Origin of the sequence: Streptomyces sp. NPDC127119, assembly GCF_042677425.1 — a bacterium.
In the GTDB taxonomy this organism is placed as follows: Bacteria; Actinomycetota; Actinomycetes; order Streptomycetales; family Streptomycetaceae; genus Streptomyces.
Genome location: NZ_JBHXTO010000013.1, coordinates 72,566 through 96,705 on the forward strand (window position 1 = coordinate 72,566; position 24,140 = coordinate 96,705).

At 71.1% G+C, this 24,140-nt stretch carries 22 protein-coding genes; 9 read left to right on the forward strand and 13 right to left on the reverse strand.

The features are described 5' to 3' along the window. Positions 1 to 34: 34 nt before the first annotated feature. Genes ACFVH5_RS09295 through ACFVH5_RS09305 form a run of 3 tightly spaced genes read right to left on the reverse strand, consistent with a single transcriptional unit; the run spans position 35 to position 2,317 of the window. The gene (locus ACFVH5_RS09295; RefSeq protein WP_385832934.1) at positions 35 to 1,006 is read right to left on the reverse strand and encodes an alpha/beta fold hydrolase; all 972 of its coding nucleotides are present in this window, start codon (positions 1,004 to 1,006) and stop codon (positions 35 to 37) included. After that, positions 1,006 to 1,239 carry an acyl carrier protein gene (locus tag ACFVH5_RS09300; RefSeq protein ID WP_159074146.1) on the reverse strand — a complete coding sequence of 78 codons (234 nt, stop codon included), beginning with the start codon at positions 1,237 to 1,239 and terminating at the stop codon, positions 1,006 to 1,008. Before ACFVH5_RS09300 ends, ACFVH5_RS09295 begins: the two co-directional genes overlap by 1 nt. 37 nt (positions 1,240 to 1,276) lie before the next feature. Beyond that, entirely contained in the window at positions 1,277 to 2,317 is a 1,041-nt protein-coding gene (locus ACFVH5_RS09305) for a beta-ketoacyl-ACP synthase III (protein ID WP_385832935.1), read from the reverse strand. Positions 2,318 to 2,521: 204 nt separating this feature from the next. Between ACFVH5_RS09305 and ACFVH5_RS09310 the strand changes: the two genes are divergently transcribed. After that, positions 2,522 to 3,778 (forward strand): hypothetical protein, encoded by a 1,257-nt coding sequence (locus tag ACFVH5_RS09310; protein ID WP_385832936.1) that lies wholly within the window; start codon positions 2,522 to 2,524, stop codon positions 3,776 to 3,778. Between the two features lie 58 nt (positions 3,779 to 3,836). On the opposite strand, the gene ACFVH5_RS09315 is transcribed toward ACFVH5_RS09310, so the two are convergent. From ACFVH5_RS09315 to ACFVH5_RS09330, 4 genes are all read right to left on the reverse strand, one after another. Beyond that, complete coding sequence (locus ACFVH5_RS09315; RefSeq protein ID WP_385832937.1) at positions 3,837 to 4,757, reverse strand: HD domain-containing protein; 921 nt, start codon at positions 4,755 to 4,757, stop codon at positions 3,837 to 3,839. Between the two features lie 108 nt (positions 4,758 to 4,865). Next, on the reverse strand, positions 4,866 to 5,609 hold the full coding sequence (locus ACFVH5_RS09320; RefSeq protein WP_385832938.1) for a TetR/AcrR family transcriptional regulator: 744 nt from the start codon (positions 5,607 to 5,609) through the stop codon (positions 4,866 to 4,868). A 124-nt stretch (positions 5,610 to 5,733) separates the two neighbouring features. Beyond that, positions 5,734 to 6,879 carry an RNA polymerase sigma factor gene (locus ACFVH5_RS09325; RefSeq protein WP_385832939.1) on the reverse strand — a complete coding sequence of 382 codons (1,146 nt, stop codon included), beginning with the start codon at positions 6,877 to 6,879 and terminating at the stop codon, positions 5,734 to 5,736. 6 nt (positions 6,880 to 6,885) lie between these two features. After that, entirely contained in the window at positions 6,886 to 7,293 is a 408-nt protein-coding gene (locus ACFVH5_RS09330; RefSeq protein ID WP_385832940.1) for a YciI family protein, read from the reverse strand. 264 nt (positions 7,294 to 7,557) lie between these two features. Here ACFVH5_RS09330 and ACFVH5_RS09335 point away from each other — a divergent pair, with 264 nt between their 5' ends. Further along, positions 7,558 to 8,385 carry a glycoside hydrolase domain-containing protein gene (locus ACFVH5_RS09335; protein ID WP_385832941.1) on the forward strand — a complete coding sequence of 276 codons (828 nt, stop codon included), beginning with the start codon at positions 7,558 to 7,560 and terminating at the stop codon, positions 8,383 to 8,385. Positions 8,386 to 8,651: 266 nt separating this feature from the next. Here ACFVH5_RS09335 and ACFVH5_RS09340 read toward each other — a convergent pair whose 3' ends face one another. The 3 genes from ACFVH5_RS09340 to ACFVH5_RS09350 all read right to left on the reverse strand — a co-directional run bounded on the left by ACFVH5_RS09340 (position 8,652) and on the right by ACFVH5_RS09350 (position 11,090). Beyond that, a complete protein-coding gene (locus tag ACFVH5_RS09340; protein WP_385832943.1) occupies positions 8,652 to 9,218 on the reverse strand; it encodes a type 1 glutamine amidotransferase domain-containing protein in 567 nt (188 codons plus the stop codon). Positions 9,219 to 9,292: 74 nt separating this feature from the next. Further along, positions 9,293 to 9,871 carry a Dps family protein gene (locus tag ACFVH5_RS09345; protein WP_385832944.1) on the reverse strand — a complete coding sequence of 193 codons (579 nt, stop codon included), beginning with the start codon at positions 9,869 to 9,871 and terminating at the stop codon, positions 9,293 to 9,295. Positions 9,872 to 9,941: 70 nt separating this feature from the next. Next, on the reverse strand, positions 9,942 to 11,090 hold the full coding sequence (locus ACFVH5_RS09350; RefSeq protein WP_385832945.1) for an acyl-CoA dehydrogenase: 1,149 nt from the start codon (positions 11,088 to 11,090) through the stop codon (positions 9,942 to 9,944). Between the two features lie 267 nt (positions 11,091 to 11,357). On the opposite strand from ACFVH5_RS09350, the gene ACFVH5_RS09355 reads away from it, so the two are divergent. From ACFVH5_RS09355 to ACFVH5_RS09385, 7 genes are all read left to right on the forward strand, one after another. Next, positions 11,358 to 12,353, forward strand: a complete 996-nt coding sequence (locus ACFVH5_RS09355; protein ID WP_385832946.1) for a formylglycine-generating enzyme family protein — start codon at positions 11,358 to 11,360, stop codon at positions 12,351 to 12,353. 209 nt (positions 12,354 to 12,562) lie between these two features. Continuing rightward, entirely contained in the window at positions 12,563 to 13,828 is a 1,266-nt protein-coding gene (locus tag ACFVH5_RS09360; protein WP_385832947.1) for an ROK family protein, read from the forward strand. Positions 13,829 to 13,859: 31 nt separating this feature from the next. Continuing rightward, complete coding sequence (locus ACFVH5_RS09365) at positions 13,860 to 14,678, forward strand: ABC transporter permease (RefSeq protein WP_385832948.1); 819 nt, start codon at positions 13,860 to 13,862, stop codon at positions 14,676 to 14,678. Next, positions 14,675 to 15,541 carry an ABC transporter ATP-binding protein gene (locus ACFVH5_RS09370; RefSeq protein ID WP_385832949.1) on the forward strand — a complete coding sequence of 289 codons (867 nt, stop codon included), beginning with the start codon at positions 14,675 to 14,677 and terminating at the stop codon, positions 15,539 to 15,541. Before ACFVH5_RS09365 ends, ACFVH5_RS09370 begins: the two co-directional genes overlap by 4 nt. A 155-nt stretch (positions 15,542 to 15,696) precedes the next feature. Continuing rightward, on the forward strand, positions 15,697 to 16,674 hold the full coding sequence (locus ACFVH5_RS09375; protein ID WP_385832950.1) for an aliphatic sulfonate ABC transporter substrate-binding protein: 978 nt from the start codon (positions 15,697 to 15,699) through the stop codon (positions 16,672 to 16,674). Then, the gene (locus tag ACFVH5_RS09380; protein WP_385832951.1) at positions 16,671 to 18,152 is read left to right on the forward strand and encodes a sulfatase-like hydrolase/transferase; all 1,482 of its coding nucleotides are present in this window, start codon (positions 16,671 to 16,673) and stop codon (positions 18,150 to 18,152) included. The genes ACFVH5_RS09375 and ACFVH5_RS09380 overlap by 4 nt, the downstream gene beginning before the upstream one ends. 23 nt (positions 18,153 to 18,175) lie before the next feature. Beyond that, positions 18,176 to 20,494, forward strand: a complete 2,319-nt coding sequence (locus ACFVH5_RS09385) for a family 43 glycosylhydrolase (protein WP_385832952.1) — start codon at positions 18,176 to 18,178, stop codon at positions 20,492 to 20,494. A gap of 62 nt (positions 20,495 to 20,556) precedes the next feature. Here the strand turns inward: ACFVH5_RS09385 and ACFVH5_RS09390 are convergent, their stop codons facing one another. Genes ACFVH5_RS09390 through ACFVH5_RS09400 form a run of 3 tightly spaced genes read right to left on the reverse strand, consistent with a single transcriptional unit; the run spans position 20,557 to position 24,085 of the window. Continuing rightward, a complete protein-coding gene (locus tag ACFVH5_RS09390; RefSeq protein ID WP_385832953.1) occupies positions 20,557 to 21,900 on the reverse strand; it encodes a dihydrolipoamide acetyltransferase family protein in 1,344 nt (447 codons plus the stop codon). Positions 21,901 to 21,959: 59 nt separating this feature from the next. Then, positions 21,960 to 22,931, reverse strand: coding sequence for an alpha-ketoacid dehydrogenase subunit beta (locus ACFVH5_RS09395; RefSeq protein WP_385832955.1), 972 nt, complete (start codon positions 22,929 to 22,931; stop codon positions 21,960 to 21,962). After that, positions 22,928 to 24,085, reverse strand: coding sequence for a thiamine pyrophosphate-dependent enzyme (locus ACFVH5_RS09400; protein ID WP_385832956.1), 1,158 nt, complete (start codon positions 24,083 to 24,085; stop codon positions 22,928 to 22,930). Before ACFVH5_RS09400 ends, ACFVH5_RS09395 begins: the two co-directional genes overlap by 4 nt. Between the last annotated feature and the right edge of the window lie 55 nt (positions 24,086 to 24,140).

A 24,140-nucleotide genomic window follows, 5' to 3' on the forward strand; every position in this document is an offset into this window, starting at 1 on the left:
CAGGGCGGGCGGTGCCGTGTGCGGGCCTGCGGTCCTACCGGCGCGGCCCGAGCCGTTCCGGTGCGGTCGTGTACGGCAGGCCGTCGAGCGGGAGGTCGGTGAGGAAGCGCAGGACCAGGTCGGCGTACTCGGCCTCCCGCTCCAGATGCACCATGTGGTCGGCGTCGCGGACCAGCAGGAAGGTCGAATCGGCGATGGCGGCTGCCACGGCACGGCACTCGTCCGGAGTGCTGACGTCGTCGTGCTCGCCGGTGAACACCAGCGCGCGCACGGCGTCGATGGTCTCGGACGGGAGCGGGTCCGCGGCCAGGAGGCGGCGGTGGCACACGGCGTGGCGGCGGGCCGCGGCCGGGGTGATGCGGGCGAACTGCCGGTGCAGCATCCGTGCCACGGTGGCCGCCTGGGAGACCTGGTCCCGCAGAGCGGTGTTCAGCAGCGTGGCGACGGCGCGGCCCGCGATCTCGTCCGAGCCGGAGTCCGAGAGCGACCCGTCGACGTCGTCCGCGAGGGCGGCGCGGGCACTCCACACCTGCTCGCAGTCGGAGACCAGGCGCGGGTTCATCCGGTGCGTGGCACCCGCCAGGACGAGCCGTGCGACCCGCGCCGGCCGGCTCAGGGCGGCGCGGTAGGCGATCGGCGCGCCGTACGAGGCGCCCAGGAGGTTGATCCGGTCGAACCCGAGCCGGTCGGTGACCCGCAGGGCGGCCTCGGCGAGCGCGTCGAAGCCCTGCTCGGCGGGCAGGTCGTCGGCTGTTCCGACGCCGGGCAGGTCGACGAACACCAGCGGCATGTGGGCGCTGAGCCTGCGCTCCAGCCGGGGCCACGCGTACATGTCCTGGAGGGCGCCACCGAGCAGGAGCAGGGGTTCGGTGACCGGGGGCCGGTCCGAGGTGATGACGCGGCAGGTGTAGCGCAGGCCGCGCCATTCCAGGGGTACCAGTTCCTCCCTCGTCTCCTCGGGCGCGTTCCACTCGGGCGGGTTCCACACGGAGGGGACGGTCGCCATCACGGGTTCCCGGCGGCTCGGCTCGCGATGAGGTCGGCCAGGGCGTTGACGGTGGGGGCGCACGAGAGTTCGTCCTCGGTGAGGAACAGGCCCATGCGGTCCTCCAGTTGCATGGACAGCACGGTCACGGCCATGGAGTCGATGCCGGCGTCGGCCAGGGTGGCGTCGGCGGTGATGGGCGCGGGGGGCAGTCCGGCCTGCGCCGTGAGGATGCCTTTGAGTTCTTCCAGCACGTGCTTGGTTTCCTTACGTTCCTGGGCAGATGGATCTCTACAGCTCCGCGGTGATGCCCGGGGGCCATACGAGGCTGGTGGCGGCCCAGGCGAGCCCGCTGCCGAAAGCGACAACGAGCACGCGGTGCCCAGGTTTCAGCTGCCCCTCGTCCGCGGCGTGGGCGAGCAGCAGCGGGACGGAGGCCGCCGCGGTGTTGCCGACGTGGGCGATGTTGGAGGGCGTGCGCTCGGGCGGGATGCCGAGGGCGTCGGCCACGGAGGCGGCGATGCGCCCGTTGGCCTGGTGGACGACCAGCCGGTCGACCTGGTCGAGCGTCCATCCGGCGGCCTGCGCCGCGTCCCGGGCGGCCTGGCTCATCCGGCGCACCGCGTGCCGGAAGACCTCGTTACCGCGCATGTGAACGAAGAAGTCGCCCGCGGGCGCGGTGTCCCGCCGGTCGCGTTCACGGGCTCCGCCGGCCGGGATGACGATGGCGTCGGCGAGTGAGCCGTCGCTTCCCCAGGCGAACGGTCCGAGGCTGCCGTCCTGTCCCGCGAGTCCGGCCTCCAGGACCACGGCTCCGGCGCCGTCGCCGAAGAGCGGGGCCGTCGCGCGGTCGTCGGAGTCGATGATGGCGGACATCGTCTCCGCGCCCACGACGAGGACCCTGCGGGCGCTGCCCGCGCTGATGAGGCCGGCGGCGACGGCCGACGCGTACACGAATCCCGCGCAGCCGGCGGTGACGTCGAAGGCGATCGTGTCGCGCAGGCCGAGCCGGTGGGCGACCGCGGGCGCGGTGGCCGGGCAGTGGTGGTCCGGGGTGGTCGTGGCCAGGACGAGGGCGTCGACGTCCGTGACACCGGCCGACCGCATCGCGCGTCGCGCCGCTTCGACGGCGAGATCTCCCGTGGACACCGTCGTGTCCGCGCGGCGACGCTCCTGGATGCCGATTCTCTCCCGGATCCACTCGTCGCTGCTGTCCAGCCGGGAGCACAGTTCGTCGTTGGTCACGCGGCGGGGTGGAAGATGGGAGCCCACGCCCGTCACCACCGCGGCCGGCCCCTGCGGTTCACGGAGTTCCGCACTCGAAACGTTCATTTACTAAGCGTACTTGAGTGAAGGCGGAGAGTTATCTGCGGGCCCGGCCCCTCGTGGGACGGGAGGGGGCGAGGGTGGGGCGGGAGCGGCGGCGGGCGCGTCGGAGCGGTCCGCGCAAGGGAGTTCGAACCATCATGAACGGGTTCATATAGGCTGCGTACGCTGCCCTTTGCCGCCTTGTTCCTTCCCCGGGAGAGTCTTTCAGTGACCGTAGTGACCGCTCAAACCGAACCGGCCGTTCCGCCCGTCGACCAGGTGCCCGCGCAGGCTGCCGCGGAAACCGGGGAGTTCTGGGTCGAGCCCGAGGCGTCCGTCGACGGGGTTCCGGCGGACGGGGCGCACGAGGTGGCTCCGGACGCCGGGGCGCACTCCGAGGCTCCGGCGGACGCGGCGCACGCCGAGGCTCCGGCCGACGGGACGGACGCCGAGGTCGCCGACGACGAGGCGCACGCCGACGTCACGCCGGAGGACGTGCCCGCCGAGGTCGCGCGCGACGCCCAGGACTTCGGGGCGTACGTGCGGGCCGGCGGCTGGGCGTTCGCGCTGAAGGTGGCGCGCAGCGTGCGGCCCGGCGGCGAGACGCCGGGTGAGACGCGGAAGGTCTCCGCGAAGGCCTTCGCCGAGCTGGCCGGGTGCTCGCCCGAGCGGGTCATGCGCTACTACAAGGCGTGGGACAAGGCGGCCGACGACGGTCTCGTCCCGTACTTCGAGGCACTGGCGCCCGGGCAGGACGTGGAGCTGCCGGACTCCGACGTGTGGCACTCGTACTACGTCTCCCGGTCCAGCGCCTCCTCCGAGCGCGGCACGGCGATCACCGCGGCGGCCGAGGCCGAGGGCATCCGGCCGACGAAGGCCCTGGAGGTCGCCGAGAACCCCACCGCGCTGCGGGCGGCGATCCTCGCCGACCCCTCCACGGCGAAGGCGGCCCGCGCGGCGCTCCTCGACCGACTCCAGGAGGACCCGGCGCTGCAGACGGAGTGGGCCCGTGACATCGCGCGCACCGACGACCTGAAGAAGGCGGTGGCCACCGAGACGCAGGCGGCCAGCCGCATCGGCTATGTCCGTGACATCGTGGAGAACGGCCAGGTCAAGACGCCCGCCGGGCAGACCATCGACGCCCCCGCGGAGCTGCGCGCCGAGGCCGAACGCCACCTCTCGCTCATCGACGAACTGGACGAGACCGAGGACACCAGCGAGTGGGCCTCCGAGGCGTTCGACTCGATGAAGGACATCGTCGCCCAGACCATCCAGGCCGATCCCGAACTCCGCCTCCAGGAGCGGCGTACGAAGTTCTACAGCAGCCTGCAGAAGGCGACGAAGGTCTTCGAGGACCTGACCTTCGACGACGCCGACGACCTCGACACCCTCTACGAGGACGACATGCTTCAGCGCCTGGAGGAGCTCCAGGAGGCCATCAGCAGCTGCATCACCACCCTGCGCAAGGCGGCGCCGGGCAAGTGAGCGTTACGCCCTGACGGGGCGGGAACCGGTCGGCCGGCCGTCACTCCTCGAACGGCCGTCACTCCTCGAACGGCGCCGCGAGCAGGAGATCCTCCACCGTGGGCACCGGGAAATCGGGGAGGTGACGGCGGCCGACCTCGGCGAAGGGGTGCAGGAGCACCGACATGGGTTTGGTGCGGCACAGCGAGAGAATGTTGTCGAGCGCGTCCTGCTTGAAACCCTCCCTGGGGAAGGCCGCCAGTATTTCCTCAAGGGTGTCGGGCGGAATGCGGTCCAGCTCGTTCCCCGAGAAATCGACCCCCGATCCCACGGAGACCATCGCGATCTCCGGCCTCTTGCGGGCGGCGATACCGGCGTTGGTGTGCAGCGCGATGGCGTCCCAGACGACCGCCACACGTTCGGCCGACATGTGCTGCTCCCGCAGGAACCGCTGTGCGGCGTCGGCGCCGTCGACCTCGAAGCGCTCGTCCGGGGTCCGGTACGCCGTGACCAGCCCGAGGTCGTGCAGAGCAGCGGCGACGAACGCGAGTTCCCTGTCGTAGGGAACGCCGCGCCGGTCGCACAGCAGGGAGCCGAAAAGGTACGTCCTCATGACGTGGTTGTAGAGCGTCACCGAGGACACGCTCCGTACGAACTGCGCGGTTTTCACCGCCAGTTCGCTGGTCGGGATGCGCACTCCGGCCACAGACCTGGGGAGGGCGCCCGCAGCGGGGGCCGAGGTGTTGGCGCGCGTCGCCGGTCCCGCCGCGGCGGCGGGGGAACCGGACACCGCGCCGGCGAGCGCGGAGACCGCGCCGATCGCGGCGACACCGGCCCCGCGCCCGAGTGCCGTGCGCCGGGTGACACCTTTCCCTGCGCCGCTCCCGCCGGAATCACTCGAACGGGCATCGCTGGAACGGGAATTACCGATACGGCAATTCTTCGTACGGTAACTGCTCGTACGGGAATTACTCGTGCCGTCATTGCTCTTGTCGGACATGCGGACAGCCTTCTCGTCGGCGGTTGATGCCACGAGCCTATGGACGGTGCCGCGGAGCAGACAGCGGCGAAAATGCCGAGCAACTCCGGATTCTCGCCAGCAGGGCGGTCAACCGGCCTGTTCCACCGGTGGAATCCGGTTGAAGATGTCCTTCAGCGTGTTCCGCATCCCCATGCGGAAGATTTCCGCGGGGTGTTCGCCGAGGAACGTGGTGTGCCCGAACACCTCCAGGACGACCAGGCCGTGCATGTGCCCCCACGCGCTCATGACGAGTGCGGTCAGGATCGGCGGCAGAGCGTCCTGACCGGTCGGCGGCAACGCGTCCAGATACGCGACGAACGCGGGCGACAGCTCGGAGGCGTCGACCGCGGCCAGTTGTGCCGGGGTGAAGCCGTCGAACATCTCACGCTCGAAGATCGCGCCCATCCGGCGCACCGCCTGGGTGGTCGCACCCTCGACGGGAGCCTCGTAGTACCGCAACGGTGTGCCGTACAGCAGCTGGAACCGCTCGGGATGGTCGACGGCCCACCGGCGATAGCCCTCGGCCGCGGTCACCACCCGCTCCATGGCCGAGTCCTCCCGCGAGGCGTCGACGGCGGCCTGGACGGCGTCGCCCAGGGCTTCGTACGCCTTGGCTATGAGGGCCGTGACCAGCTCGTCCCGGCTCGGGAAGTAGTGGTAGAGCGCCTGCACGGTCATGCCCAGGCTCCGGGCGACGGCACGCAGGGACAGGGCCGCGGGGCCGTTCTCGGCGATCTGGCGTTCGGCCGCGTCCAGGATCTCCTGGGTGGCGGCCGCTCGGCGCCGCTGACGCAGAGAGGGCAGGGCGGCCATGTGTTCGTCGACGGGCATGCGCAGACCGTACGACGTCAACTGCCGCCGTGTACGCCGAATTCGTAAACCGAGAAGAAAATCTGACACTGTCAGGCGGACCGCACGCCGCTCGGCCGCCCCATCGCACAGTCGGCCCGACCGCTCAACCGCGCAGTTCCGCGTTGAGCCGTGCGGCCTGGCGTGTGAGGTGGTCCCGCTCGGGGAGGCTGGGCGCCGACCGGGCGGCCTCGGCGTAGAGCCGTGCCGCGGTCGCCAGGTCGCCGTCCCGCTCGTGCAGATAGGCCGCGACGGCCGTGTGACGGGGCAGCGAGGCGTCGAGTTGCGCCAGGGCGGTCAGGCCGGCGCGCGGGCCGTCGGCCTCGCCCACCGCGACGGCCCGGTTGAGGCGCGCCACCGGGTTGCCGGTCAGGCGTACCAGCTCGTCGTACCACTCGACGATCTGCACCCAGTCCGTCTCCGCGGCGCACCGGGCGTCGGCGTGCAGCGCGGCGACGGCGGCCTGCGCCTGGAACTCGCCCAGCCGGTCGCGGGCGAGGGCCGCCTGGAGAATGTCGACCCCCTCCGCGATCAGCCGGGTGTTCCACAGGCCTCGGTCCTGCTCCGCGAGGGGTACGAGCCTGCCGTCGGCGCCGGTCCGTGCCGGGCGCCGCGCGTGATGCAGCAGCATGAGTGCCAGCAGACCCGCCACCTCCTCGTGCCTGGTCCCGGCGGCGAGGCTGCGGGTGAGCCGGATCGCCTCGGCGGCCAGGTCGACATCACCGGAGTAGCCCTCGTTGAAGACCAGGTAGAGCACGCGCAGGACCGTGGCGACGTCACCGGGCTGGTTGAAGCGGCTGTCCGAGACGGTCCGCTTGGCCCGGCTGATCCGCTGGGCCATGGTCGCCTCCGGCACCAGGTAGGCCTGGGCGATCTGCCGTGTGGTCAGGCCGCCGACCGCGCGCAGGGTGAGGGCGACGGCCGAGGCCGGGGTCAGGGCCGGGTGCGCGCACAGGAAGTACAGCTGGAGCGTGTCGTCGGCCGCCTCGCCCGGGCCGGGCACGGGCTCGCGGTCGACGCGTACCTCACGGTGCCGCCGGGAGGTGTCGGCGCGGACGGCGTCGAGGAACTTGCGCCAGGCCGCCGTGACCAGCCAGCCCTTGGGGTCCCGCGGCGGGTCGTCCGGCCATACGCGCACGGCCTCGACGAGGGCGTCCTGCACGGCGTCCTCGGCCGCCGCGAAGTCGGCTCCGCGGCGGACGAGGACGGCGAGCACGGCGGGCGTGAGCGTCCGCAGCAGGGTCTCGTCCACCGTGTGTCAGTCCGTGACGGTCACGCACGGGGACAGGAACGGCCGTACTTCCAGCCACTCCTGCACCGGCTTCCCGCCCGCGCCCGGCGCCGCGGACAGCTCGCCGGCCACTTCGAGCGCCCGCTCGTAGGTCTCGACGTCGATCACCATCCAGCCCGCGATCAGGTCCTTGGTCTCCGCGAACGGGCCGTCGGTGACCGGCGGCCGTCCCTCGCCGTCGTGGCGCACGAACGTGCCCTCCGACGACAGGGCCTGGCTGTCGACGAACTCGCCGCTGCCTTCGAGCCGCTCCGCGAAGTCACTCATGTACTGCATGTGGGCCGAGACCTCCTCCGGCGTCCACCGGTCCATCGGCACGTCGTTGAGGGATGGGGGCCCGCCCCGGTAGTGCTTGAGAAGCAGGTACTTGGCCATCGTGTTCTCCCTGGTGCGGTACGGCCCCTTGCGGCCGTGTTCACTGCGAGGACGGAGCCGCGCGCGGGTTCTCGACATCACCCCGGAAAATCTTTTCCCGGACTTCGGGGACACCGCGGAAGGAGGCTACAACCGGCCGTCGACCGGGCGGGTGAACCCGTGCGCACGAGGCGGCTTAACCTTCTCTCCGTCGGGTCGCGGCGTATGTCGCGCATGCCCGGCGTGTCGGTTGCGGCGGTGGGCCGTGCAGTGAATGGGGTGGGGATGTCCAGACATCGGTTGTCCAAGAAGGGGCGCTACATCGCGTGGACGGCGGCGGGGGCCGTCGTCGTCGCGGGTGGCGGGGTCATGGCGCAGACCTCGATGGCGGCCACGACGTGGCCCGCGCAGAAGACGTACACCGGCCGGGCGTTCGACGCCTGCACGGCGCCTTCGCTCAAGGCGATGAAGGCCTGGAACACGGGCTTCTACGGAGCCGCCGCGGTCTACATCGGTGGCAAGAACCGCGGCTGTGCCCAGCCCAACCTCACCGCGTCCTGGACGAAGTCCGTCTCCGCCCTGGGCTGGAAGCTCATCCCCCTGTACGTCGGCGCCCAGCCGCCCTGCCAGACGAGTGCGAACCCGGAGAAGTTCACCGCGGCCACGGCCGCCTCCGTCGGCGCGAGCGACGCCAAGGACGCGGTCGCCAAGGCCTCCGCGCTCGGCATGAAGGCCGGCAGCCCGGTCTACCTCGACATGGAGCCGTACGACGTCACGAACAAGGCGTGCAACGACGCGGTCCTGACCTATGTGCGTTCCTTCACCAAGACGCTGCGCGCCAAGACCTACCGCGGCGGTTACTACGGCTTCAGCAGCTCCAGTGCCAAGGCGATCGCCACCGCCACCGACCGCACGGACCTGCCGGGCAACCTCTGGTACGCGCTGTGGGACAAGAAGAACACCACCACCGCGGACTGGCCCTGGGACCCGAAGCTGTACACCGGCCACAGCCGCGCCCACCAGTACATGGTGAACAGCAAGGAGTCCCGCGGCGGGTACGCGATCACCGTGGACCGCAACGCCTGGGACGCGCCCGTCGCCCTCGTCGGCTGACGCCGCGGTGGGACGATGAGGCCATGGCGGACTCGGCGACACGGATCGACGCCCTCGTCGTCGACGCCACCGACCCCGAACGGCTCGCCGCGTTCCGGTAGGACCGCGCGCACCACCTCGACTGACCGGCGCCGCTCCGTCACCTGGTCCGCCCCGTGGTCCCTGCCTGATCGGGCGGGGGCCACGGGGGGGATGCCGGGCCGACAGATGGCCGACCGCTGTCGGCCGAGGGCTGCGGGCGGGGCCGGCGTAGCGCCGGGCGGGGCTCAGGAGCCGACCAGGGCCTTGCCGACGGCACCCACGAATGCGTCGAGGTCCTTCGGCGTCCGGGAGGTGACCAGGGTGTAGCCGTTCGCGCTGTCGCTCACGACCTCCTCGTCCACCCATTCCCTGGCGCCCGCGTTACGGATGTCGGTGCGCACGGAGGGGAACGACGTCAGCGTCTTGCCGTTCAGGACGTCGGCCTCCACCAGGGCCCAGGGGCCGTGGCAGATCGCAGCGACCGGCCGGCCCGACGCCGCGAACGCCTTGACCGTCTCAAGGGCCTTGTCCTGCAGACGGAGCTGGTCGGCGTTGATGGTGCCGCCGGGGAGCAGCAGCAGCTCGTACGCGTCGGCGTCCATCGCGTCGAGCGTCGTGGTGGGGTCCACCGTCTCCCCGGGGTCCTTGTCGCCCACCAGTGTCTCGATGGGATCCGAGCTGACGGCCGCGACCGTGACGTCCGCCCCGTTCTCCCGGAGCCGGCGGACCGGCACCACCAACTCGTCCTGCTCAACTCCGTAGTTGGTGACGAGCACCAGTACCCGGTGACCGTTGAGCGGCTTGTCGGACATCTCGGTGAGCCTTTCTCTCGATGCGAAGGGGGCGTGTCGCGAAGGGGGCGTGGTGTGCCCGTGTGGCGGGTCCGTCAGGCCTTCGAGGCCTTCGAGGCCTTCGAGGCCTTCTCGGCGGCGCCGGCCTCGGTGGTGGCGTCGGCCGTGCTGAGGGTGCCGCCCGCGGTCTCCAGGTGTGCCCGGACGAACCACTGGAACTGCTCCAGGTCACGCAGCTGCCCGATCAGCAGGTCCTCGGTGGCGGGGTCGATGTCGCCCGACGTCTCGACCGCGGCGCGCACGTCCTGGATCAGACCGGTGTACACGACGTCGAGCGCGCCGAGGTGGGCGATCGCGTCGGCCCGCTCCACGCTGTAGTCCTTCCACGTGCGCTCCTCGACCAGCGTGCCGGGAGTGCCGTGGGCGACGCCTCCGAGGGCCGCCAGCCGCTCCCCGACGTCGTCGGCCATGTCACGCACGCGGTCGACCTGCGGGTCGAGCATTTCGTGTACGGCGATGAAGTGCGGCCCCACCACGTTCCAGTGGACGTGCTTGAGCGTGAGGTGGAGATCGTTGAGGGCGTGCAGCCGCAGCTGCAGCAGCTCGATGAGCGTGGAGGCGTTCTCCACCGTGAGGCCCGGGACCGTGTAGCGGGGGGTGGCCTGAGAAGCCATGTTCATGTCTCCTGTCTCGTGCGTTCTGTACCGTTGATACAGCTTGTGCAGCTTGCACATCACGTACGGCTCATAGGTTGCGTACGGGGATGTCTCGTACGGATTTGCCCCCTCCCGGTACCCCTGGTGTGCAAACGCAATCCACCCGGGCCCCATCCGAACCATCGGGCACCGAGGTCGCGGCGCCCTTGACGGTCGCAGGGCCCGTGGTGGCCGCGGGAGCCGTAGCGGCCGGGGAGTCCGTGGTGGCCAGGCGGCCCAGTTCGGCCAGGTTCGACTCGGCGTGGTGCTGGCGCACGTACACCGTCAGGTCCGCCACCGCGCGGGCGTGCCGTTCGTCGCGGCACAGCGGCCCCGCGCCCGTGGCACGCCCGACGTGCTCCAGTACCTCCGTGCACACCTTTTCGGCCAGGGCCCGCACCCGCAGGCCGCGCACCCGTGCCTCCTCGCGTACGTCGAAGGGGTCGGCGTCGATGTCGTCGCCCGCCCGGCGCAGCACGGTGTCGGCGGTGTGCAGCAGCATGTCGACCGCTCCGAGGTGGGCGGCCGCGTGGCCGTTCAGCTGCCCCGCCGCCGCTCGCCCGTACAGCGGCGCGGCGACCGCGTGCGCACCGCCGAGCCAGCAGGCCGCCACCCCGATGCCCCCGTGCTGGAAGCCGGGGCGCAGCACATGGCCGTCCACCCCGCCGACGGCTCGTGCGGGTACGTCGGTGAACGACATGTCCAGGCTGTCGCTCCCGGCCATGCCGATCGCCGGCCAGGTCCCTTCCACGGCCCGGGCGCCCGGGTGGTCCAGGGCGACGGCGAACAGGCGGTGGCCGTCGTCGGCGTCCGCGGTCACCAGGGCGTGGGTGCAGCTGCGGGCACCCGAGCAGTAGGGCTTGACTCCGCTGATCCGCCACCCCTGCTCGCTGCGGGTGGCGTGCACACCGGGGCCGGGCGGGCGCGCGGCCCACACTCCCCATCGTTCGCCTTCGGCGGGCAGGGAGTCGTCCAGTTCGTGCAGGATCGCCGTCGCGTCCAGGTGTCCTTCCGCGAGCCGCGCCAGGGACAGGTCCCGGCGACCCAGCGCGCTCAGGACGGCGAAGCGATGGGCCGTCGACCGGCCCGGCAGCGGCACTCCGGAGGCCTCGCGCTCGACGAAGTGGGTGAACAGGTCAGCCGTCCGCCGCTCCGGGGAGCGCACGGCGTCGGTCACTTCGGGGGGCGTGGCGTTCACGCGGGCCTCCTGCACACATCGTCCGGCTGAAACGCTTCGTCCCGATTGCCCGGTACATCTGCCGACAAACGGCCAGAAGATGACTCGACAGCGCACATGGGTGGCCTGTAGAGCCCAGCATCAGGCAGCGTCCGGACCTCTGCCACTTCTGTCCCTTCGCGAGGTCCGGGGTGTTTTCCCGGCCCACGGCCTCGGCGAAGGCCGCAATGATCACCTCCCCTCAGGTGCCGTAGCCTCGAACAGAGATCACTTCTTGCGGGAGGCCGGGTGGACGAGGCGGAGTCCGGGAGCTGTTGCGCGCCCTCGGTCGACCGGGGCGCGGCGGGACTCTCCCTCGGGCCGACGGTCCGCGCCACCGCGGACCGCGTGCCGGACGAGGTGCGGGACCAGGGCCAGGGGGCCCCGGGCCGGGACCGGGACGCGAGCGTGCTGCTGGGTGGCGGTTCCTTCCTGATGGGGACCCGGGACACCGACGGATTCCCCGACGACGGCGAGGGACCGGTGCGCGAGGTCGTCCTCTCACCTTTCCGGATCGATGCTCACGCCGTGACCAACGACCGGTTCGCCCGGTTCGCCGAGACGACCGGTCACGTCACCGAGGCGGAGCGCTTCGGCTGGTCGTTCGTCTTCGCCGGATTCCTGCCCGCCGCCCTGCGGCGCGGCGCGGCCAGGCCGCCGCAGACGCCCTGGTGGTGCGGGGTCGAGGGCGCGACCTGGCGAACCCCGGAAGGGCCGGGCAGTTCGGTGGCCGACCGCGGCGACCACCCCGTGGTGCACCTCTCCTGGAACGACGCCGCCGCCTACTGCCGCTGGGCCGGTGCCCGGCTGCCCACCGAAGCCGAGTGGGAGTACGCCGCGCGGGGCGGCCTGGTGCAGAACCGCTACCCGTGGGGGGACGAGCTGACGCCGGCGGGCGAGCACCGCTGCAACATCTGGCAGGGGCACTTCCCGACCAAGAACACCGCCGAGGACGGCTACCGGGGCACGGCGCCGGTGGACACGTACGAGCCCAACGGCCATGGGCTGTACAACATGTCCGGGAACGTGTGGGAGTGGTGCGCCGACCGGTGGGGCACGCGGCACTCCGAGCGCCCGCGCACCGACCCGAAGGGCCCGTCGCAGGGCGCGTCCCGCGTCATGCGCGGTGGCTCCTACCTCTGCCACAGCTCGTACTGCAACCGCTACCGCGTCGCCGCCCGTACGGCCAACACGCCCGACAGCAGCACGGGCAACCTCGGCTTCCGCTGTGCGTGGGACGCCTGAGGGACCCCGCCCGGGTGGCCCGTCCTACGCGACCGACCCGCACCCGGTGACCGCAACATTGCAGCCTCATGAAACGTGACCGCCTCGCGGGACGGCCTTCAACACCGCTCTGACCTGGGCGTTCATGACCCTGTGGAGCTTGATCCCGGGTTCACCGATTTATTCCGGACTGTTGACGTAAAAGCTGCCGAGTCCGCATCCTGTGCCCCATGGCACACGACCACGAGGGTCCGCTGGCACGGCTGCGCCGTGGTCACGAGGAACTCGTCCTGCGGCAGATGCGCACCCACGGCCCGCTCAACAGGGCCGAGTTGGGGCGGCTGACAGGGCTGTCCCGGACGACCCTGTACGACATCGTGTCCGCGCTGGTGGACAGCGGAGCGGTCGTGGCCACGGCTCCCGCCCCCGCCGAGCGCCGCCGCGGCCGGCCGGTCGAGACCCTGACCCTCCACCGGGACGCGGGCCAGGCCATCGGCCTCGACTTCGCGCGGCGCGCGGTGCACGTCGCCGCGGTCAACGTCGCCCACGAGGTGATCGGTTCCGCGAGCGCGGCACACGGCTCGGGGCTGTCCTGGGAGAAGCGGGTCGACCTCGCCGCACGGCTGGTCGGCGGACTCGCCGGGGGCACCCTGCGTCTGGGGGCGCTCAGCGGCATCGGCGTGGGCGTGGTCGGACCGGTGCACGACGCCCCCGCGACCGGTACCTCGACCACCGGCATCCCGGTCACCGGTACCTCGGCCGTCAGCAGCCGCTCCGCCGAACGGTCCGGCTCCCCCACGGCCGACTCCCCCGCTGCCGGTGCGCCCCGGCCTCACGAGGACCTGCCGCTACTGCTGCGCAAGCGCTTCGGCGTACCCGTGCTGCTCGACAACAACACCCGGCTCGCGGCGCTGGCCGAGGCGACCTGGGGAGCGGCGGCCGGTGTGCAGGACGTGCTCTATCTGCGGCTGTCGCACGGCGTCGGCGGAGGGCTGGTCGTCGGCGGCGCCCTGCACCGGGGCGCCCGCGGACTGTCCGGCGAGTTCGGCCACATCACGGCCGAACCGGACGGGCGCCGATGTTCGTGCGGCAAGGACGGCTGTCTGGAGACGGTGGCCTCGATCGGCGCCGTACTCGACGCCCACCCCGATGTCGCCGATCTGGACGGCTTCCTGGCGGCGCTGCCCACGGACCCGGCCGCACGCCGCGTGCTGGACGACGTCGGCACCCGGGTGGGAACCGTCCTCGCGGCCGTGTGCAACGCGGTCGGCCCCCACGTCACGGTGCTCGGCGGCGAACTCGCCGAGGCCGGACCCGCCCTCTTCGAGCCCGTCGAACGCGCCCTGTCCGCCCATCTGATGCCGGTCTCCCGGCCGGACGTCGACCTGCGGCCGGCCACGCTCGGCGAAGTGGGCGGCGCGCTCGGCGCCATCGCACTGGTCCTGCACGACTCCCCCCTGCTCACCCGCTATCACACACCGAACTCCGTGGAGTGACCGTGACCGTCCCCGTACCGCCGAGGTCGCCATGACCGTGCTCACCGCACCCGACAAACGGCCCGACAGGACGCCCGCCGCAGCCGGTCGGCGGCGCCGGCCGCGGACCGTGCCCCCGTTCGTGCTCAACCTGGCGGCACTCAGCCTGGGCATCGCCGTGTGGGCCGTGGCCACCTCGGCCCATCTGGTGGATGTGCCGGGTCCCCTGTCGGTCGGCTCCCGCGCGCTGGAGATGGCGGGCGACGGCACACTCGGCGAGGACGCGCTGGCGAGCCTGCGCCGGGTCTTCCTCGGCTTCGCCCTGGGCACCCTGCTCGCCGTGCCCGTCGGATTCCTCATGGGCTGGTACCCGCTGGCCCGCGGTCTGCTCGAACCGTACGTGCAGTTCTTCCGGACCGTCCCACCGCTGGCGATCATCCCTCTCGCCATCGTGACCATGGGCATCGGTGAGACACCCAAGGTCTTCGTGATCTTCCTGGCCGCGTTCCTGTCCAGTGTGGTGGCCGCGTTCCAGGGGGTGATCGGCGTGGACAGCACGCTCGTCAACGCGGCCCGTGTGCTGGGTGCCCGGGACCGCGTGATCTTCCTCAAGGTGGTCGTTCCGGCCGCCACCCCGTTCCTGCTCGTCGGTATGCGCATCGGACTCGGGGCCTCCTGGGCCACGGTCGTCGCGGCCGAACTCATCGCCGCGGACAAGGGCCTCGGCTACGAGATGATGCACGCGCAGACCTACTACGACCTGCCGACGATCTTCGTCGGGCTGATCAGCATCGGAGTGATCGGCCTGGTGATGGACCGCCTGCTGCTGCGCGCGGAACGCCATCTGACGGCCTGGCAGGAGCGACGATGAAGCCCTCACTCAGTAAGTCGGACGCGTCCGGCTTGTCCGGTGCATCCGGTGTATTCGCCGTGTCCGGCACGACCGGCACGACCAGCGCCAAGATCTCCTTCCGGGGGGCCGGTAAGACCTTCCCCTTGAAGCAGGGGGAGTTCACGGCCCTCGACGAGGTGTCGCTGGACATCGCCGACCGTGAGTTCGTCACGGTCGTGGGCCCCTCGGGCTGCGGCAAGTCGACGCTGCTGAACCTGGCGGCCGGTCTCGCCGAACCCACCACCGGGCAGGTCCTGGTCGACGGAGCGGTCGTGACGGGCCCCGGGCCCGAGCGCGGAGTCATCTTCCAGCAATACGCGCTCTTTCCCTGGCTCACCGTGCGCGGCAATGTCGAGTTCGGGCTCAAGCTCACCTCCCTGTCCGCCGCCGAGCGGCGCCGCAAGGCCGACCACGCCATCGAACTCGTCGGGCTCAAGGACTTCGCCGACGCGCTGCCCAAGACGCTGTCGGGTGGCATGAAGCAGCGCTGTGCGATCGCCCGCGCCTACGCGGTCGACCCCGAAGTCCTGCTGATGGATGAGCCGTTCGGTGCGCTGGATGCCCTCACGCGGGTGCAGATGCAGGACCAGTTGCTGTCCACCTGGACGCAGGAGCGGCGGACCGTTCTCTTCGTCACGCATGACGTCGACGAGGCGGTCTATCTGGCGCGGCGCGTTGTCGTGATGGCGGCTCGGCCGGGGCGTGTCCATCGGGTCATCGAGGTGGACCTGCCCTTTCCGCGGACCGAGGAACTGCGGTTGTCCCCCGAGTTCGCTCGCATTCGCAATGAGGTCTGGCATGCGGTGTATCACCAGGAGCCCTCTGTGACCCCGGTGAGTTGACCGGCTGTCGGCTGCGATCTTTTGCGCCCCCGCCGCCCCTACCCTTCCCGTCACTGCATGGGGCTGCGCCCCTCGCCCCCTGATCGCGCTTCGCGCTCGTCCTCAAACGCCGGACGGGCTGAAACGACACGAAACGAAACGAAAGGCTCAGCGCCATGAGCATGTCCCGTCGCACCCTCCTCACCTCACTCTCCGCCACAGCACTCACGCTCTCCGTGTCCGCCTGCTCCTCCGGTGACGGTGACAGTGGTGGTGGTACCGAGATCCGGTTCGGGTACATCGCCGACTACAACGGGGCCAGTCTGCTGGCCATCGCCGACGATCAGGGGCTGTGGAAGAAGCACGGGGTGTCCGCCTCGTACAAGACGTTCGTCAATGGGCCCATTCAGATTCAGGCGCTGGGCAGTGGGGATCTCGACTACGGGTACATCGGTCCCGGTGCGTTGTGGCTGCCCGCCTCCGGGAAGGCACGGGTGGTCGCGATCGACACGCTGACCTATGCCGACCGGGTCATCGCCAAGCCGGGCATCACCTCGATCGCCGGGCTGAAGGGCAAGAAGGTCGGTGTCCCGGAAGGGACGTCCGGCGAGATGATCCTTCAACTCGCCCTGCGTGAGGCCGGGATGACGATGGACGACATCAAGAAGGTCGCCATGGACGCGCCGACCATCGTCTCGGCCTTCTCCTCCGGGCAGATCGACGGGGCCGGCATCAACTACCCGCTCATCGACACCATCAAGCAGAAGGTGCCGGACCTGGTCGAGGTCGCGAGCACCAAGGACATCGGTGGCTCGTTCCCCACGGCGTTCGTCACCGGCGGGAAGAAGGGGCCCGCCGAGGCGAAGGTCGTCAAGGTGCTCCAGGAGGCCAACGACTGGCGTGCCGCGCACCCCGAGGAGTCGGTCAAGCTCACCGCCGCGCTTCTGAAGCTGCCGGAGGACAAGGTGAAGGCGGACGCGAGTCACGTCGAGACGCTGACGACCGCCGAACTCGTCGCGAAGACGAAGGACGGCACGGTCGGCACGTGGCTCGACGGCATGAGCGACTTCTTCGTGAGCACCGGCCAGCTGAAGAAGGCCCCGGCCGCGACCTCGTTCTACGCGGGCGACGTGTACACGAAGGCCGCCGCGTGAACCTCCTCTTCCTGATGACCGACCAGCACCGCGTGGACACGCTGGGCTGTTACGGCAATCCGCATGTCGCCACCCCGAACCTGGACCGGCTCGCCGCCACCGGCACCCGTTTCGACCGCTTCTACACGCCCACCGCCATCTGCACTCCGGCCCGGGCCAGTCTCCTCACCGGCCAGGCCCCCTTCCGGCACAAGCTGCTCGCCAACCACGAGCGCAACGTCGGCTATCTGGAGGACCTGGCCGAGGACGCCTTCACCTTCCCCGCCGCGCTCGCCGAACGCGACTACCAGCTGGGCCTGGTCGGCAAGTGGCACGTCGGCACCCACCGCAACGCCGCCTCCTACGGCTTCGAGGGGCCCGACCTGCCGGGCTGGCACAACCCCGTCGACCACCCCGACTACCTCGCCTATCTCAAGGAACGGGACCTGCCGCCGTACCGCATCACCGATCCGGTGCGCGGGACCACACCCAACGGCAACCCGGGCAACCTCCTCGCCGCGCGCCTCCAGCAGCCGGTGGAGGCGACCTTCGAGCACTACCTCGCGACCCGCGCCATCGAACTCCTGGAGAAGTACGCGGCCGACGGCCGCCCCTTCTGTCTGGCCACCCACTTCTTCGGCCCGCACCTGCCCTATCTGCTGCCGGACGCCTACTACGACCTCTACGACCCGGAACTCGTCGAACTGCCCGCGTCGATAGCGGAGACCTTCGAGGGCAAACCGCCCGTGCAGCGCAACTACAGCGCGCACTGGACCTTCGACACCATGCCGCTCGAAGTCACCCGCAAACTCATCGCCGTCTACTGGGGTTACGTCACCCTCGTCGACGAGCAGATCGGGCGCATCCTCACCCGGCTCGACGAACTCGGTCTGGAGGACGACACGTCGGTCTTCTTCACCGCCGACCACGGCGAGTTCACCGGCGCCCACCGGCTGCACGACAAGGGTCCGGCGATGTACGAGGACATCTACCGCATCCCCGGAATCGTCCGCGTGCCGGGCCAAGCCCCGCAGGTGCGGCAGGAGTTCGTCAGCCTCACCGACTGCACGGCGACCATCCTCGAACTGGCGGGCTGCGACCCGGAACCCGCCACCGACAGCCGCAGTCTGCTGCCGCTGGTGCGCGGCGAACACCCCGAGTGGCCCGAGGAGTTGCTCGCCGAGTTCCACGGCCACCACTTCCCGTACCCCCAGCGCATGCTGCGCGACAGCCGCTACAAGCTGGTCGTCAATCCCGACTCGGTCAACGAGCTGTACGACCTCGAAAGCGACCCGCACGAACTGACCAACCGCTACCCGGACCCCGAACTGGAGGCCGTCCGGCTGCGTCTGATGCGCCGTCTGTACGACCTGCTGCGGGAGCGCGGCGACAACTTCCACCACTGGATGACGTCCATGTACGACATCGGCGCCTCCGACTACGACCCGACCCTGAGCTCCTTCGAATCCCCTTCGAGCAGTGAGGTCTCGCCCCCGTGAACCGAGCGAACCGCCTGAACCGCGTGAACCGAAGAGCTGGTCGCACCGCGCAGGTCGTCACCGCACTCGCCGGCCTCCTGCTCGCGGTCCTCCCGCCCGCCGGGACCGCCACCGCCTCCCCCGCGCGGGCGTCCACGTACACCAACCCGGTGACGGCCGGCACCGTCGACACCTTCCCCGACCCGGCGGTGATCCGCGGCAAGGACGGCTTCTGGTACGCCTACGGCACCCAGAACCCCGTCTTCCAGACCCAGGGCCAGACCGCCGAACGCATGCTGCCGATCCTGAAGTCGGCCGACCTCACCCACTGGACGTACGCGGGAGAGGTGTTCACCCCGCAGACCCAGCCGGCCTGGCACGGCGGTTCGCGGCTGTGGGCGCCGGACATCCGTTACACGAACGGCCACTACAACCTCTTCTACTCGGTGCCCGACCAGGACACCGTCGGAGTGGCCACCGCGCCCACGCCGACCGGGCCCTGGACCGACGCGGGCGCCGTGCTCCCGGCGGACAGCGGCTGCGCGACCGGTGACATCGACCAGGCGCAGTTCACCGACGTCGGCGGACAGCCGTACCTGTACTGGGGCAGCTACGACACCATCTGCGTGGCGCGCATGAACGGCGACCGCACCCGGATCGAGGGCACGGTCACCGAGGTCGCCCAGGGGCGGCGCATGGAGGGCGGTTTCGTCGTCCGACGCGACGGCTACTACTACCTCTTCTACTCGGACGCGGGCTGCTGCGACGGCGCGTACAGCGGCTACCAGGTCAAGGTGGGCCGCTCCACCAGTCCGACCGGGCCCTTCACCGACGACCGCGGTGCCGACCTGATGTCCCCCGTCAGCAAGGGCGGCATCGTGGTCGGTTCGAGCGACCGCTGGATCGGGCCCGGACACAACGCGCTGCAGACCGACCTGTCCGGGCAGGACTGGCTCGTCTACCACGCCATACCCGCCGCCGACCCCGACCTGGACCTCGTACCGGGCATCGACCGCACCCTCAGCAGGCGTCCGATGCTGGTCGACCGGCTCGACTGGATCGACGGCTGGCCCGTCGTCCGGGCCGGCGCCGGTCCCTCCTCCGACGGCACCGAGGCACCTGTCACCACCTGGCAGGCGGGCGGCACCTTCTACGACGGCTCGCTGGACGGCTGGCAGGCGCAGGGCTCCGGTACGAAGGCCTGGGCGACGGCCACCGAGCAGGACCCCGGCACCTTCGTCACCCACTCCGGCAGCGCCACCGCCCCGGCCTTCCTCGTCTCCTCGGGCAACGCTCCCGCCCGGGTACGCGCCGAGGCCGATCTCCGGGTCACCTCGGCGGGCGGGTCGGCCGGTCTGGTCCTCGCCTACAAGAACCCCGCGAACCATGTCGTGGCCTGGCTGGACCGGACCCGCAACGCCCTGGTCACCGATGTACGGGTGAACGGTGTCAGCGCCGGGCAACAGGTGACCGCGCTCCCGTCCGGCTACCAGTGGAACGCCTGGCGCAACGTGGCGGCCGAGCTGCGCGGCAACCGCCTCACCGTCGAGGTGAGCGCGGACCGGCTGCGCGACGCCGTGGCCACCCAGACCCGTACCGTACCGGCGGCTGCCGCGCGGGCCGGGAAGGTCGGCACCGCCGCACTCGGGAACGGAGCGACCGCCGACAACGTGGGCGCCGTGAAGCTGTACGAGCCGGTCACGCGGCGCGTCGCCGACCCTCGACCCGGTGCTCAACTGCACTCCTACAGCGACGAGTTCGACTCCGCCGCCCTGTCCTCCGACTGGAGCTGGGTACGGGGTCCTGCCGCCGGTGCGACGACCGGCGAGGGTGTCCTGTCCTGGCCGACCCAGAACGCCGAGCTGTATCTCGGCACCAACACCGCGTCGGTCCTCACCCGCCCCGCACCGGCCGGTGACTTCACGGTCGAGACCAAGCTCGACCTGGCGAACGGTCCGGGCAATCAGCAGGCCGGGCTGGTGCTCTACGGGAGCGACGACCGGTACTTCAAGCTGGTGCACGCGGTGCTGCCGGTGAGTCACACCGACGGGAAGGTCACCCATGTGACCGAGTTCGCGAAGGAGGGCGCCCGGCCCACGACCACACCGCCGACCGCCGTGGCGTACGGCCCGATGTTCGGCGGGCCGCCCGCGCGGACGCTCTGGATGCGGCTGGCGTACCACGCCGACAGGGCGGGCGGCGAGCACGAGGTACGGGCCGCCACCAGCACCGACGGCGTGCACTGGACATGGACCGGTGTGTGGGCCCTGCCGGACGAGCAGGCCCTGCGGATCGGCCTGGTGTCACTCAACACGGCCGGGGCGACAGCCCGCTTCGACTACGTGCGCACCTATCGCAGCTGAACTAGCGGCTGACACGGAAGCGGTCCGCATCCCGAGTGGCTGGGGGGTGCGGACCGCCGATGTCACAGCATGGCCAGCCCCGGCTCCCGCAGCAGGTCCGCCACGTCGGCCAGCAGGCGCGAACCCTGCCGGCCGTCGGCGAGCCGATGGTCGAAGGAAAGGGCGAGTTGGGCCGTCCAGCGCGGCTCGATACGCTCTCCCGCCTGGTCCTGGACCACCCACGGGGTGCGTCGCACGGCCCCCAGGGCGAGGATGGCGGCTTCTCCCGGGTTGAGGATGGGCGTACCGGTGTCCACGCCGAACACACCGACGTTGGTGAGGGTGACCGTGCCGCCGGCCAGGTCGCGCGGTTCCGTCCGCCCCTCCCGGGCCGTCTTCGCCAACTGCGCTATGGCTGCGGCCAGTTCGGGCAGGGAGAGCAGATCCGCGTCCTTGATGTTGGGCACCACCAGGCCCCGGTCGGTCGCGGCGGCTATGCCGAGGTTGACGTAGTGCTTGAGCACGATCTCCTGACGGGCCTCGTCCCAGACGGAGTTCAGCTCCGGTGTTCCGCGCAGGGCGAGCAGCAGGGCCTTCGCCACGAAGAGCATCGGCGAGATCCGTATCCCGGCGAACTCGCGCCGGGCGCCCATCAGTTCGCGCAGTCTCATCGTCTCGCTGACGTCCACGGTGACGAACTCGGTGACGTGCGGGGCGGTGAAGGCCGAAGCCACCATCGCGGCGGCCATGTGCTTGCGTACGCCGCGGATCGCGATCCGGCTTTCTCCGCGCGAGTTGACGTCGGCGCTTCCGGAGGGCGAGTCGCCCGAGGGCGCCTTCACCGGTGTGGCGGCGAGATGGACGTCCTCGCGGCTGATGGTGCCGTGCGGTCCGGTGGGCGGCACCGTGCGCAGGTCGACACCGAGGTCCTTGGCCAGCTTGCGCACCGGCGGCTTGGCCGAGGGGCGGGGAGCGGCAGGTGCGGACGCAGTAGTGAGAGATCCGGCGCGCGGCGGAGCCGGCGCGGCAACGGCGGTCCCGGTGGACGCGGCAGGGCGAGCGGTACGCCGGCGGGCCGTACCCGCGTCGCGCGGACCGTAGCCGACGAGGAGCGCGGTGCGTCCCCCTTCGGCACCCTGGTCGGAGCCGGCCGGTCTCGCCGCCCCTTCATGCTCGTCGGGTGTGCCGACGGCGATGGTGATCAGGGGAGCGCCGACCGGCACGGTGTCGCCTTCGGCGGCGTGCAGTGCGGCGACCGTGCCCGCGTACGGAGAGGGCAGTTCGACGGCGGCTTTGGCCGTCTCTATCTCGACGATGATCTGGTTGACCTCGACCGTGTCGCCGGGGGCCACGGTCCACTGGAGGATGTCGGCCTCCGTGAGGCCTTCCCCGACGTCGGGCAGGCAGAAATCTTCGGTGGTGGGCATGGCGGTCCTGCCTTTCAGGGTGTTCGCGCCGGTCGTTCGTCGGGCCACGGAGACGGCTCTCAGTGGGCGAGGCTCCGGTCCACGGCGGCCAGCATGCGGTCCACGCCCGGCAGCCAGTCCTCCTCGAGGCGGCTCGGCGGGTACGGCGTGTCGTATCCGGTCACCCGCAGGACGGGGGCCTCCAGCGCGTAGAACGCCTCCTCCTGGACCCGGGCGGCGATCTCGGCACCGATGCCGTGCGTGCGGGAGGCCTCGTGGGTGATGACGAGCCGGCCGGTGCGCAGCACGGAGGCCATGACCGTGTCCGTGTCCAGCGGTGCGAGGCTTCTCAGGTCGATGACCTCGACGCTGTGCCCCTCCTCCCCCGCGATGCGGGCCGTCTCCAGCGCCGGTGCGACCAACGGCCCGTAGGCGACCAGGGTGAGGTCGGAACCCGTGCGGACGGTACGGGCCCGGTGCAGGTCGAGTGAGGGTGCGCCGGAGACCTCGCCCTTGGTCCAGTACCGGCGCTTGGGCTCCAGGAAGATGACCGGGTCGTCGCTGGAGATGGCCTGGCCGATCATGCTGAAGGCGTCGTCGGGGGTGGCGCAGGTGACGACCTTGAGTCCCGGGGTGTGCGCGAAGTAGGCCTCCGGGGACTCCGAGTGGTGCTCGATGGAGCCGATGCCACCGCCGTACGGGATGCGGATGACCACCGGCATGGCTATACGGCCGCCCGAGCGGTGCCGGTACTTGGCCAGCTGGCTGATGATCTGGTTGACGGCCGGATAGACGAATCCGTCGAACTGGATCTCGCACACGGGGCGGTATCCGCGCATCGCCAGACCCACGGCGGTGCCGACGATCCCGGCTTCGCCCAGTGGGGTGTCCACCACGCGTGACGTGCCGAAGTCGGCGCAGAGTCCGTCGGTGACGCGGAAGACGCCGCCGAGACGGCCGATGTCCTCACCGAGCAGCAGGACCGCCGGGTCGGTCATGAGCGCGTGCCGCAGTCCGTCGTTGATCGCTCTGGCCAGCGTCGTCGTGGTCATGCGCGCTCTCCGCTCGGGTCGGGCAACTCCTGCAGCGAGGCGAGATGGGCACGGTGTTCGGCCAGCTGGCGGCTCAGCTCGGGGGTCATCTCGGCGTAGGTGTGCTCGAACGGCAGGTCCGGATCGGGCTCGGGCAGCGCACGGCAGCGGGCGCGCAGGCCTTCCGCGAAGGTCTGCGCCTCGGCCTCGATCCCGGCGAAGTACGCGGAGTCGGCGGCCCCGGTGGTCACCAGGTGGTCGTGCAGCCGGGCGATGGGGTCCTTGGCCGCCCACTCCGCCTCCTCCGCCGTCTCGCGGTAGCGGGAGGCGTCGTCCGCGGTGGTGTGGGCGTTGCGGCGGTAGGTGAACGCCTCGATCAGGGTGGGGCCGCCGCCGGTACGGGCCGTGTGGAGTGCGCTGCGGGTGGCGGCGAGGCAGGCCAGGACGTCGTTGCCGTCGACACGGATGCCCGGCAGGCCGAATCCGGCGGCGCGCTGCGCGACGGGGACGGTGCTCTGCACGCTGTACGGGGCCGAGATCGCCCACTGGTTGTTCTGGCAGAAGAAGACCACGGGCAGGGACTGGGTCGTGGCCCAGATGAACGCCTCGTTGGTCTCGCCCTCGCTCAGGGCGCCGTCGCCGAGGAAGGCGAGGACGGCGGGGGCGGCGGGGGCGTCTGCTGTGGAGGCCGCGGAGACAGCGGGGCCCACCGGGTCGCGGACGATTCCCATCGCGTAGCCGACGGCGTGCAGGGTCTGGGCCCCGATCACCAGCGTGTACAGGTTGAAGTTGACGTCCCTCGGGTCCCAGCCGCCCAGGGTGGTGCCCCGGAAGAGACCGAGGAGGGACGCCGGGTCGAGTCCGCGGCACCAGGCCACACCGTGTTCGCGGTAGGTGGGGAAGACCATGTCGGAGGGGAGCAGCGCGCGGGCGGCACCGATCTGCGCCGCCTCCTGGCCGAAGAGGGAGGGCCACAGGCCCAGTTCGCCCTGCCGCTGGAGGGCGATGGCCTCGCTGTCGAGGCGGCGGGCCAGCACCATGTCCCGGTACAGGGCGGGGAGATCGGCGTCGGCCGGGTCGAACGGCAGCCGGGCGTCGCTGACGGCCTCGCCCTGCGGAGTCAGCAACTGGATCGGGTCCAGTCGGTCCTTCGTCTTCGCGGACGTGCGGGGCATGTTCCGAACTCCTTCGAGATGTCGGCCGTACGGCCCTGGGCGATGGGCGGGGCCG

Excerpts from the sequence above, each read along its gene's own strand:
- ACFVH5_RS09295 (WP_385832934.1), bottom strand. The coding sequence starts at position 1,006 with ATGGCGACCGTCCCCTCCGTGTGGAACCCGCCCGAGTGGAACGCGCCC.
- ACFVH5_RS09305 (WP_385832935.1), bottom strand. The coding sequence starts at position 2,317 with ATGAACGTTTCGAGTGCGGAACTCCGTGAACCGCAGGGGCCGGCCGCG.
- ACFVH5_RS09315 (WP_385832937.1), bottom strand. The coding sequence starts at position 4,757 with ATGTCCGACAAGAGCAATGACGGCACGAGTAATTCCCGTACGAGCAGT.
- ACFVH5_RS09320 (WP_385832938.1), bottom strand. The coding sequence starts at position 5,609 with ATGCCCGTCGACGAACACATGGCCGCCCTGCCCTCTCTGCGTCAGCGG.
- ACFVH5_RS09330 (WP_385832940.1), bottom strand. The coding sequence starts at position 7,293 with ATGGCCAAGTACCTGCTTCTCAAGCACTACCGGGGCGGGCCCCCATCC.
- ACFVH5_RS09335 (WP_385832941.1), top strand. The coding sequence starts at position 7,558 with ATGTCCAGACATCGGTTGTCCAAGAAGGGGCGCTACATCGCGTGGACG.
- ACFVH5_RS09340 (WP_385832943.1), bottom strand. The coding sequence starts at position 9,218 with ATGTCCGACAAGCCGCTCAACGGTCACCGGGTACTGGTGCTCGTCACC.
- ACFVH5_RS09345 (WP_385832944.1), bottom strand. The coding sequence starts at position 9,871 with ATGGCTTCTCAGGCCACCCCCCGCTACACGGTCCCGGGCCTCACGGTG.
- ACFVH5_RS09360 (WP_385832947.1), top strand. The coding sequence starts at position 12,563 with ATGGCACACGACCACGAGGGTCCGCTGGCACGGCTGCGCCGTGGTCAC.
- ACFVH5_RS09365 (WP_385832948.1), top strand. The coding sequence starts at position 13,860 with ATGACCGTGCTCACCGCACCCGACAAACGGCCCGACAGGACGCCCGCC.
- ACFVH5_RS09370 (WP_385832949.1), top strand. The coding sequence starts at position 14,675 with ATGAAGCCCTCACTCAGTAAGTCGGACGCGTCCGGCTTGTCCGGTGCA.
- ACFVH5_RS09375 (WP_385832950.1), top strand. The coding sequence starts at position 15,697 with ATGAGCATGTCCCGTCGCACCCTCCTCACCTCACTCTCCGCCACAGCA.
- ACFVH5_RS09390 (WP_385832953.1), bottom strand. The coding sequence starts at position 21,900 with ATGCCCACCACCGAAGATTTCTGCCTGCCCGACGTCGGGGAAGGCCTC.
- ACFVH5_RS09395 (WP_385832955.1), bottom strand. The coding sequence starts at position 22,931 with ATGACCACGACGACGCTGGCCAGAGCGATCAACGACGGACTGCGGCAC.
- ACFVH5_RS09400 (WP_385832956.1), bottom strand. The coding sequence starts at position 24,085 with ATGCCCCGCACGTCCGCGAAGACGAAGGACCGACTGGACCCGATCCAG.